The sequence below is a fragment of the Pseudomonas fluorescens genome, assembly GCF_902497625.1.
In the GTDB taxonomy this organism is placed as follows: domain Bacteria; phylum Pseudomonadota; class Gammaproteobacteria; order Pseudomonadales; family Pseudomonadaceae; genus Aquipseudomonas; species Aquipseudomonas fluorescens_BQ.
The window spans coordinates 1-2,962 of the sequence record NZ_CABVGX010000096.1 but is presented as its reverse complement, the minus strand read 5'-3'; the positions used below and the strand labels follow the sequence as shown (position 1 = coordinate 2,962).

Below are 2,962 nucleotides of genomic sequence, written 5' to 3'. Positions count from 1 at the left end.
CACTCAACACCGTGGGTATTACCCTGATCGGTTTTTTGATCGCCATTGTGCTCGGTCTGTTTCTGGCGATTGGTCGACGCAGTCGCAGGCTGTGGTTGTCATGGCCTGCCACTGGGCTGATCGAGTTCATCCGCAGCACGCCACTGCTGATTCAGGTGTATTTCCTCTACTACGTGCTGCCCAACTACGGCGTGAGCATGAGCGCCATGCAAGTGGGGATTCTCGGCATCGGCCTGCATTACGCCTGTTACATCGCCGAAGTTTACCGCGGCGGCCTCGACGCGGTGCCGCGCGCGCAGTGGGAAGCTGTTACGGCGCTGAACATTGCCCCGTTCAGCGCGTATCGCAACATCATCCTGCCCCAGGCGCTGCGGCCGATCCTGCCGCCGTTGGGCAACTACCTGGTGGCGATGCTCAAGGACACGCCGGTGCTGTCGGCCATCACCGTGGTGGAAATCATGCAGCAGGCGAAAAACATTGGCTCCGAGAATTTCCGCTATTTAGAGCCGATCACCATGGTCGGTCTGTTTTTCCTCGCCTTGAGCATCGCTTTGGCTTATCTGGTACGGCGCCTCGAAGTGCGTCTGGAGGCACACTAATGACTTCTACATTCTCGACACCCAGTGATCTCTCCCGGCCGGGCCTTCCAACTCCGCTGCATTCGCAGGAGACCAGCGCCATGCAGGCAAACCCGGCAGTCAAGCCGATTGTCAGCTTTCAGGACGTCACCAAAAGCTACGGCAACTTCACCGTGCTCGATCATTTGAATCTGGACGTCATACCCGGCGAAAAAGTCGCGATCATCGGGCCCAGCGGCTCAGGCAAGTCGACGCTGCTGCGCGTGTTGATGACGCTGGAAGGCATTGACGACGGGCTGATCCGCATCGAAGACGATCTGCTGACGCACATGCACAATCGCAACGGAGTGCTGGTGCCGGCCAATGACCGACACATCCGCCGCGTGCGCGGCAAGATCGGCATGGTGTTCCAGAGTTTTAATCTGTTTCCGCACATGACGGCGCTGCAGAACGTGATCGAGGCGCCGGTGCAAGTCCTCGGCATGAAGCCCGCTGAAGCACGCGAACGCGCAGCGGATTTGCTGGAACTGGTGGGATTGGGCAGCAAGCTCGGGCATTACCCGTCGCAGCTCTCCGGCGGGCAGCAACAACGGGTGGCGATTGCACGGGCGCTGGCGATGCGCCCGAAGGTCATGCTGTTTGACGAAGTGACCTCGGCACTGGATCCGGAGCTGTGCGGTGAAGTGCTTAACGTGATCCGCAAGCTCGGCACCGAACATAACCTGACCATGCTGATGGTCACGCACCAGATGGGCTTCGCCAGGGAGTTTGCCGATCGCGTGTGCTTCTTTTTCAAAGGGCAGATCCACGAACAGGGCACACCGGCGCAGATTTTTGAACATCCGCAGCAGGAGCGTACTTGCGCGTTTCTCAGTGCGGTGAGAGAGGCGAACTAGCACAGGAAGGAGAAACACAACTCCCAATGTGGGAGCGGGCTTGCTCGCGAAAGCGGCACAACAGTCAACGATGATGCTGAATGTTAACCCGCCTTCGCGAGCAAGCCCGCTCCCACATTGGGGTATAGCGTTGTTATGGGTATTGCTGAACGTTGCCTTGCTGCTGGCCACCGTACTGCTGACCCGGAATAGCTTTCAGATTCACTTCGACGCGACGGTTCTGCGCGCGGCCGTTGACATCGCCGTTGCTCGCCACCGGATTGTCCGGGCCGGCACCGCGGGCGCTCAGGTTGGCTCCACTGACACCTTGCGAGGTCAGGTAAGTCGCCACGCTCTGCGCGCGGCGCTGAGAAAGGTCCATGTTGTGCTGGCGGCTGCCAGTGCTGTCGGTGTAGCCGACGATTTCGATCTGGTTCTGGTTGAATTCCTTCAACGAGCCGGCAAGGTTGTTCAGCGGCTGGTAGAAGCTCGAAGCAATGTTCGCCGAGTCGGTGGCGAAGGTAATGTTACCCGGCATGATCAGCTTGATCTGATCGCCTTCACGCTGAACTTCCACACCGGTATTGGCCATGCTGGCGCGCAATTTTTTCTCTTGCTGGTCAGCGTAGTAACCATAACCGGCGGCAGAAGCACCGACGACAGCGGCACCGATCAGCGCCCCTTTGCCACGGCTGTTGTGATCGATGGCAGCACCGGCCAAGGCTCCGGCCAGCGCACCGAGGCCACCGTATTTGGCGGTTTTGCTCATGCCGGTGGAACCGCTATCAGCCTGGCCCTGATTGTCATAAGGGTTGGGCGACGCGCAGCCGGACAGCAAGGCCACGGCCGAGGCGACAATAATCAAACGCTGCTTGGTGAACATGAAGAGCTCCTACTTTTGCATTCGGTGGTGCAACGGCTCAAGGCATCAGCCTTTGCGGGGTTTTGGATCCTGTCCGGCGAGGAAAATTCCCTGGCCAACCTCACGCGCGCACAAAAGGGTTGTCACGCATTTCATCGCCCAGTCGCGTATCCGCACCGTGACCAGTCACCACAATCGCGTCTTCGTCGAGGGTGTACAGCCGCTGTTTGATGGAACGCACGATGGTCGCCTGATTGCCCCCCCACAAATCCGTGCGCCCTACTCCGCGACGGAACAGCGTATCTCCGGCGATCAGCAGCTTGGCGTCCGCAAACCAGAAACTCATCGACCCCGGCGTATGCCCCGGCGTGTGCAAAGCCACACCGCAACCGCAGGCCAGTTCCTCATCATCGCTGAGCCAGCGATCCGGCGCAGGCACTGGCGTGTAGGGCACGCCGAACATCTGGCATTGCATCTCCAGATTGTCCCAGAGGAATTGATCTTCCTTGTGCAGATGCAGGGTCGCGCCGGTTTTCTCTTTCAACTGGCCGGACGCCAGGAAGTGATCGAGGTGCGCGTGGGTGTGAATGATGCTGACCACCTGCAAACCCAAGGCATCAAGCCGAGCAAGGATAAGTTCGTGATTG

General features: G+C 59.2%; 4 protein-coding genes. 2 read left to right on the top strand and 2 right to left on the bottom strand.

The features are described from left to right. Together ehuD and ehuA are read left to right on the top strand one after the other, a co-directional pair. On the top strand, positions 1-599 hold a 599-nt coding region (ehuD, locus tag F8N12_RS27235), incomplete at its 5' end, for an ectoine/hydroxyectoine ABC transporter permease subunit EhuD (RefSeq protein WP_150583116.1). Positions 600-679: 80 nt separating this feature from the next. Further along, on the top strand, positions 680-1,474 hold the full coding sequence (gene ehuA, locus F8N12_RS27230) for an ectoine/hydroxyectoine ABC transporter ATP-binding protein EhuA (protein ID WP_150583040.1): 795 nt from the start codon (positions 680-682) through the stop codon (positions 1,472-1,474). 133 nt (positions 1,475-1,607) lie between these two features. Here the strand turns inward: ehuA and F8N12_RS27220 are convergent, their stop codons facing one another. Both F8N12_RS27220 and F8N12_RS27215 read right to left on the bottom strand, forming a co-directional pair. Continuing rightward, entirely contained in the window at positions 1,608-2,336 is a 729-nt protein-coding gene (locus F8N12_RS27220) for an OmpA family protein (RefSeq protein ID WP_150583038.1), read from the bottom strand. 100 nt (positions 2,337-2,436) lie between these two features. Then, the coding region (locus F8N12_RS27215; RefSeq protein WP_150583039.1) for an MBL fold metallo-hydrolase at positions 2,437-2,962 on the bottom strand (526 nt) is incomplete at its 5' end.

Coding starts and splice junctions, on each gene's coding strand:
- F8N12_RS27220 (WP_150583038.1), bottom strand. CDS start 2,336: ATGTTCACCAAGCAGCGTTTGATTATTGTCGCCTCGGCCGTGGCCTTG.
- ehuA (WP_150583040.1), top strand. CDS start 680: ATGCAGGCAAACCCGGCAGTCAAGCCGATTGTCAGCTTTCAGGACGTC.